General features: G+C 62.2%; 9 protein-coding genes. 1 reads left to right on the forward strand and 8 read right to left on the reverse strand.

Annotation, left to right across the window (positions count from 1 at the left end):
* A partial coding sequence (locus G6020_RS16785; RefSeq protein WP_206682241.1) for a hypothetical protein occupies nucleotides 1-484 on the reverse strand: 484 nt, incomplete at its 3' end.
* Nucleotides 462-3,347, reverse strand: a complete 2,886-nt coding sequence (locus G6020_RS15430) for an N-6 DNA methylase (protein WP_182611212.1) — start codon at nucleotides 3,345-3,347, stop codon at nucleotides 462-464. The genes G6020_RS16785 and G6020_RS15430, both read right to left, overlap by 23 nt.
* Nucleotides 3,348-3,658: 311 nt before the next feature.
* On the opposite strand from G6020_RS15430, the gene G6020_RS15435 reads away from it, so the two are divergent.
* The gene (locus tag G6020_RS15435) at nucleotides 3,659-4,381 is read left to right on the forward strand and encodes an SOS response-associated peptidase (RefSeq protein ID WP_182611213.1); all 723 of its coding nucleotides are present in this window, start codon (nucleotides 3,659-3,661) and stop codon (nucleotides 4,379-4,381) included.
* Between the two features lie 55 nt (nucleotides 4,382-4,436).
* Here G6020_RS15435 and G6020_RS15440 read toward each other — a convergent pair whose 3' ends face one another.
* From G6020_RS15440 to G6020_RS15465, 6 genes are all read right to left on the reverse strand, one after another.
* On the reverse strand, nucleotides 4,437-4,724 hold the full coding sequence (locus tag G6020_RS15440; protein ID WP_182611214.1) for a hypothetical protein: 288 nt from the start codon (nucleotides 4,722-4,724) through the stop codon (nucleotides 4,437-4,439).
* Between the two features lie 36 nt (nucleotides 4,725-4,760).
* Nucleotides 4,761-5,162: a helix-turn-helix transcriptional regulator gene (locus tag G6020_RS15445; RefSeq protein WP_182611215.1), complete on the reverse strand. Its 402-nt coding sequence runs from the start codon at nucleotides 5,160-5,162 to the stop codon at nucleotides 4,761-4,763.
* Nucleotides 5,159-5,347 (reverse strand): hypothetical protein, encoded by a 189-nt coding sequence (locus tag G6020_RS15450; protein WP_182611216.1) that lies wholly within the window; start codon nucleotides 5,345-5,347, stop codon nucleotides 5,159-5,161. The genes G6020_RS15445 and G6020_RS15450 overlap by 4 nt, the downstream gene beginning before the upstream one ends.
* Nucleotides 5,344-5,907, reverse strand: a complete 564-nt coding sequence (locus G6020_RS15455; protein WP_182611217.1) for a DnaB-like helicase N-terminal domain-containing protein — start codon at nucleotides 5,905-5,907, stop codon at nucleotides 5,344-5,346. Before G6020_RS15455 ends, G6020_RS15450 begins: the two co-directional genes overlap by 4 nt.
* Nucleotides 5,908-5,946: 39 nt before the next feature.
* Complete coding sequence (gene nrdH / locus G6020_RS15460) at nucleotides 5,947-6,180, reverse strand: glutaredoxin-like protein NrdH (RefSeq protein WP_182611218.1); 234 nt, start codon at nucleotides 6,178-6,180, stop codon at nucleotides 5,947-5,949.
* A gap of 61 nt (nucleotides 6,181-6,241) precedes the next feature.
* On the reverse strand, nucleotides 6,242-6,424 hold the full coding sequence (locus G6020_RS15465; protein WP_095719406.1) for a hypothetical protein: 183 nt from the start codon (nucleotides 6,422-6,424) through the stop codon (nucleotides 6,242-6,244).
* Nucleotides 6,425-6,575 lie beyond the last annotated feature (151 nt).

Consider the following 6,575-nt stretch of genomic DNA (forward strand, 5'->3'; position numbering starts at 1 on the left):
CTGCTATCCGAAGCACGTCCCTAACACTTTCGTCTGCGCCGTAAGAAGAGTTCACGAATCTTGCCATCCCCTCGGCTACATAGGGTCGGCTGAATTTCGCTGTATCCGTGAGTCGTTTGGCTTCCAATAGCACGCCCCCACCGCGCAGCGAAAGTCGGAAATCTGGTCGCGCAGCACCTGTTACCGACTCCGAACCATTTAGCATTTCGGGCGTCAAAAGAATGTGTTCAATACTCACATGGAACATAAAAAACCGGCTATCGCTGCGGCAGACTTCAGTCATCCAGCGGTATAGTTGACTACTGCAGTTGACCTCTGCCTTATCGAAAGTAAGCCAATCATTGGCGGCCCATCTCGCCAGCGCTTCATCTATAAGGTCTCGAACCAACTCGGGGAGCCGTCGAGTAGCACGGTTGTGTATCTGTTCGTGTATACGACCAGACACCCGGTCGAAAGCTCGCTCAAGCACGGCCATCTCGCGCATGCGTGTGCTCGCCCCTAGAAAGCGCGTCGAACACGTCGGAGGCATCAATGTCAGCAGCACTGACCAACCAGTTCACGTGTCGATTAGGTTTAATGATATGAATCTGCTCGTTGTCAAGGACCACTGCTTGAGGCTCAACGATCGCAGCGGAGGAAAGGGACTCGTTAAGCACAGGCTCATCGGAACTCAGTAGGTCATCAACAGTGAACCGAGAGGCTATTCGTCGTGCGTCGGAAGTTTCGAGGTGGGCGCATGTGACACGGGTGAAACCGTGGGCCGTCTCACTCAGTCCCACTTCCCACTCACCCAGCCCGAGGTCATCCATGTGCAGCTTCAGAGCATTCTCGTAAGCCTCGATAGTGGATCGATCAGGCGCATCGTATGCGTGGGACCTTGGCCCGTCTCGAAGCTCGGACAACGTGACGGTCAGGGCCTCTGCAACAAGCTGCTGTTCGTGGTCCGTCAGTTTGTAAACCTCCTGCTCCACCACGCGGTCTACTTGCTCTCTCCACGAGTCGTCGTCGGCGACCTGATTCACGATCTCACTGAGCGCCGTTACCACGCGGGTGTCGAGAGGTGGCACAGGTAGGCTTAACCATTCCCGCAAGTGAAGCTGCTCACGCTCAACGCCCCATGAACTTGCTGTCATTAGGTACCAATACTGGGCCACAGAAGAGTTGAGGACGGCTGCGACTGCGCGCAAGACAGAGGCGTCTTTCTCGGGTCCGGAAAGTGCAAACAACCCGTCTGTGAAGCTGCTGTCAAACGGAACGAACGCTGCCATAGGCGCTGACGCGAAGCCCTTACGCATCAATACGTGTGGAGCTAGGTAAATCGACCTCTCACGCGGTCGATGCATCACGGCATCTGTGATCGGGGCAGCAAGAGCGTGTTCACCCGGATGTTTCATTGCGAGAAGTTCATCTGTAGGAAGGTAGGGCAAATCGTGCAGGTGGGACGCGTCGTTCTCGTCGCCATTTTTCACAATCTGGTAACCCGCACCCGTTTTCCAGCCATATGATTTGGCACACGCGCCGAGCGTTTCGAACATTTGCCGAAGGTTCGAGACGAGTTCTAGATCTTTTGGCCCGCCCCATAGGAGGGTCTTCCAAATTGACGGGTCCACTTGTGCACGTGACCTCGAGATCATCTGGATGTTCTGCTGCGGGATAACGATACCATCCACGATTTCGGAAATAGGGGTGCGACGGGGTGATACATGGAGGATCTTTTCGAACGCCGATTCAATGTCCGCCGCAAATATGAAGACGGCAGCGGGGCTCGTCGCACCGAAGAGCTCTTTGCGAAGTGGAGACAGGTCAATGACGGACTTGATGTCTAAGCTCCGAAATAGATCGATACGGAACCTATCGGCTGGACTGCTACGGTTGTGCAAGAAAGTCTTCGACGGAAGCACGAATCCGATGATGCCGCCGGCATTGAGCATCTCTGTCGATTTCCAAACGAACGCTGTTGCGATCTGCCGGTCGGGCGCCTGGCGACTCTGCGCCCTCAAGTAGTTACTCGCGGCTGGGGTGAGGGCGCTTTGCCACGGAGGATTTCCTACTATTATATCGAAGCGCCGACTACTGAGCGGGTTCGTGTCGAATGAGTCGGAGACAACCAGATTCTTGCCTACGAGATCCGGCAACCTCACCTCGCGCCAGATCGTTCGGGGATCGACGTGCTCAAGGAGAGCCAGGTAGAGCCCGAAAGCCGTTACTCCGATAGCCTCCGCACTGCGGTCGATACCGAAAATTGATTCTACGAGCAATCTGCTGAGTTCGGTGTACCCCAGCGTAGATCGGGTCTCGGCCCTGCGCTGGTAAACAAGTCTACGGAAGGCCTCTGTCAGGAATATGCCAGAACCGCACGCTGGGTCCAGCACTGTCGGTGCCACAGACCCGGCGAAAGAGGGCATCAATTCATCTAGAACAAGATCGACCACGCGCCGCGGGGTGTAGTACGCGGCATTGCTTTTCTGCTGAGGTGCGAGGAGTTGCTCGTATATCGAGCTGATGAGCTCTGGGGGGATAATTGCGAAGTCGTACTGCCAGAGGGGAACTTGCCCCGTGTCCGGATCAGCGCCGTGAAAAAAGTCCGAGAGAACACGGAGAGCACTGTTTGGGATCTCGCGGGTGAGGACGTCGCGCCGAAAAACGTCACCGTTGAAGTGATCGGACATCGCAGCGAAAAGCGAAGCTACCGCGTGCCACCCCTGCTCTAGTGCCCGTTCCAGAGACTCAGGCTGCTCGAGCTCACGTAGATCTGCCGCTTGGAGAATGCGTCGGTCTTCGAGATAGCGTACAAATATCGATCGACCCAAGAGCGGCTCAATCTCGCTCTGATACACGCCGGCCGCCAGCAAGCGCGATCGCACGGTGCGAAGGTTGCGCAGTAGTAGTTTGTCGACCCGCTCCTGCGTGCCCAGCTGCATAGAGCGACTCCGTGCGAGCCTTCCCGACTCGACGCTGAATCGAGTGAAATCGGCGAACACAGCAGCAAGTTCCTGGCTCCGACTTGCCTCGGCGAGCAGTGCCGCGTCAGGTTTTCCTGGCAACTGAGCAGTGCTGCAGCTTAGCGCCATCACGTTGTCCGACGTAGTGGCGATCAGTATCGGAACTCTGCCATAGTTCCAGAGGCGTCGATGCGCACGCATCGCGTCCTCGCGGCTATCAGCGGCAACGAACGCGAGGATGGGGACCGCGCCCTTGAAGAACGCGGCCGTAACGTCACACTTTTCTTTGAGGTCGCTCCAAACCATCCCCTTGACGCCCGGATCAACCGACTCATCGACAAACCCTCGAGAGTCTCGGTAACCGAGCTCCTCGACGAGGTTGTCGAGCACCTCTTGCGCGGTCACGACCACCTCCTGTGTGTCCAACTCCCAGCTTAGGTTCCGTGGGCATCTGCCCGGTTCTTGGGCTATCGCGTGTTGTAAGTGACTACTTCCGGCGGGAGCCGGAGCTCCCGGGCGTAGCGAGGCACGGCAGGCCAGCCGACGACAACATTGGGAGCCCAGTGATTGCTGAAGTAACCACCAGGCCGGAGCCCCATCTGCGAGACTCGGATCTTCGACACCATGCATCAGCCCTGGCGAGTGCCGATAATGTGCGTTCCGTCGTTATTGCTGGTCAGAGCCCTCTCTTCTGCAATCGCTGTTAGTGTCTCGGCATGTGTGGTCGGTACTCAGTAGCGGTGTCCGGCGCCGCCCTGGTCGACGTTCTTGACTTGGACGGGACAGAGCCGGGGTTTGAGTGGTCGCCGACGTATTCGGTGGCACCTCGCACGCGGGCGCCGGTGATACGGGATCGCCTGGTCGGCGAGCATCGGGTGCGTGAGGCGTTCCTGCCCACGTGGGGGTTGCGCCCGTCGTGGGCCAAAGAGAAGGGCCCGCGGCCGATCAATGCCCGACTTGAGACTGCAGCATCCAACGGGATGTTCCGCTCAGCGTTCGCCTCTGCACGGGCCCTTGTTCCGATGACCGGTTACTACGAGTGGCAGGAAGCCGTCGAGGACGGCAAGAAGGTCAAGAACCCCAGCTACGTGTATGCCCCGGGCGACGAGCTCCTGCTCGCTGCGGGCCTGTTGGCGTTCCACCGGGACGTCGCCGACGAAGAGTGGCGGACGACGTTCACGATCATCACCCGCACTGGCGAGGATGCGGCTGGCGAAGTTCACGATCGGATGCCCGTGTTCTTGAGTCCCGCGGCGTGGGACACCTGGCTGGCTCCGGAGAAGGTCGCCAAGGACGAGGCCGGCCCGCTGCTCGACCTACTCGACGTCGAGTCCCGGACGGTGGCGTCGACTCTCCAAACGCGTCCGGTGTCGCGGACGGTCAACAACGTTCGCACCCTGGATCGGCACGATCCCGGCCTCATCCAGTCGGCCACCTGACCCCTGCCTCGGCCGGCGGCTGAGACAACGTTCCCACCTGGTGTGGCTTTGACTACTACTTGCGGTACCGCTCGGACAGGGTGTGGCCAGCTCGGTGACGGGGTTTGCCATCGGCGCCGTGTCGGTGTCGGCGGGGGTCGCGCGCGGCTCGGCGCAGGTCTCGGAGTAGTTCCGCGGTGCGGTCGTCTCCGAGTTCAGCGATCGCGTCCCGGTACGCACCGGGCGCGCTGGGGTCCAGGGCTGGGAGGCCGACGACGGCGCGGTGCCAGCCCAGGATTTCGAAGAACAGCGGCTCCCCTACTTGGTCGGCTGCGCGGCGAATCCGGTCTAGCAGCTCGTCCATGCGGCGCACGGTATCGGGCAGCTCCGACAGTGCCTGTTAGTGCAGGTCGCGGGCGGCGATGAGTCCGGTGATGAAGTCCGCGACCCGGTCGGCTTCGGCGTCGGTGAGGTCGTACTCCTGGCCGGCGACGAGGGTGCGGGCCGGGCCGAGTGGTTCGAGTCCGTAGAGGACTCGGGTGGTGGCGGACAGGGCTGCGCGATCGGCAATGGCAGCGACCGTGCAGTCCAGGGCGGCGGCGATCGCCTCGAGCTGGTCCCGCGGGATCGTCGGAGCGTAGGCGTCCCGGCCCCGGGCGGCGGGGACGCGGCCGCGTTCCCACAGGCTCACCTGTCCCCCGCTGACGCCGATCGCGACAGCGAGCTTGAGTTGGGACAGGCCCCGCTCGAGTCGGGTTGTGCGGATGGCGCGGCCGAGGGATCGGGCTTCGTCGGGTGTCACTGACTCCCCTCCCCTGGCAGGTCGTGGCGGACGTTGGCGATGGCCGACCAGCTTCCGTGGTCACAGGCGACATCGAGCACAGTGACGGCCAGGGCGGCGCGGGCGTCGCGGTGGGCGTCGATGCGGTTCTCGAGGTCGATCAGGGCGTGCACCTCTGTGGGGCCCGTGCCGATGATGAACGTCATGCCTGCTCCCCTCCCCTACTGGTGAGGGCGGCACGACGTTCGGTTTCGCGGCGCATGGCGCGGCCGTGGTTGAGCAGGATCTCGAACAGCGCGTCAGTGGGCGCCTCGCTGGCGGCACGGGTGAGGTCGGCGGCCGAGTGGGCGAAGTGGCGGCGGTAGCTCGCGTCGAGAACGTCTGCTGCGAGGGTGCACAGGCCGACGGCAGGGGTTCCGAGCAGAGCGACGGTTTGGAGGGCGTCGGCCAGGAGCCGCCCGTGGTGGCCGGCCATCCGGCCGGCACTGGTCAGGGCTGCGAGTACTCGCGTGGCGTGGTGCGGTTCGTTCGCGGCGATGAGGTCCGCGATGACCTGGTACAGGTCGCCGTAGCGGGGTCCGAGGAAGTCGCGTGCCTCGAGGTGGGCGGTGATGTGCTGGGCTTCGGTGGTGTCGGTGATGTGCAGGAGTGCGCACAGTAGGGCGGCTTCGGGGTCGAGTTCGGGGACGGTGGGCGCTGCGTCGGTGGCGGCGAGGTCGTCGACGTCGACCGGGTCGGCGGTGGCCTGCGGGTCCTCGGTGGTCATGGTGTGCATTGTGTGTCCCCTCCCCTACTGGTGGGTGATTCAGGCGACGGTGCGGCCGAGGTCCTTGATGCGGTCGGGTCGGAATCCGGCCCAGTGGTCGGTGCCGGCGACGACGACGGGGGCCTGGAGGTGGCCGAGGGCCATGACGTAGTCGTGGGCGTCGGTGTCGGTGGTGATGTCGACGAGCTCGTAGTCCAGGCCGGCCTTCTCGAGCGCCTTGATGGTGGCGCCGCACTGCACGCACTGGGGCTTGGTGTACACGGTGATGGCCATGGCGGTGGTCCTTTCGGTCGTGGTGTCCGTCTGCCTCGCGGCGATGGGCGGGGGTTGTGGGTCAGGCGGCGTAGATCGCGCGGCGGATGGTGCCGACGATCTCGGTGTCGTCTTCGTCGGCGTCGACGGTGACCCGGTCCTCGTGAACGGTGAGCGGGTTGACCGAGAGGTCGAGGACTGTGGCGAGCGTGGCGGCGGCCTCCCAGGGCTCGGTCGCGGTGACGGAGTAGGTGATGCGGGCCATGGTGTTCCTTTCGGGTGCGGGGTGAGCGGGTGTTCCCGGCTCTGTCTTCTAGTATACACGCGTCATGCGTGTACGATACGTCTATGGTGCGTTAGTGTGCTCTCACCTGCGGGTTTTCGCGCCACCGCCTCGGCTGTGCCGTTCGCGCAGT

Source organism: Dietzia sp. B19, assembly GCF_014145155.1.
Lineage (GTDB): Bacteria > Actinomycetota > Actinomycetes > Mycobacteriales > Mycobacteriaceae > Dietzia > Dietzia natronolimnaea.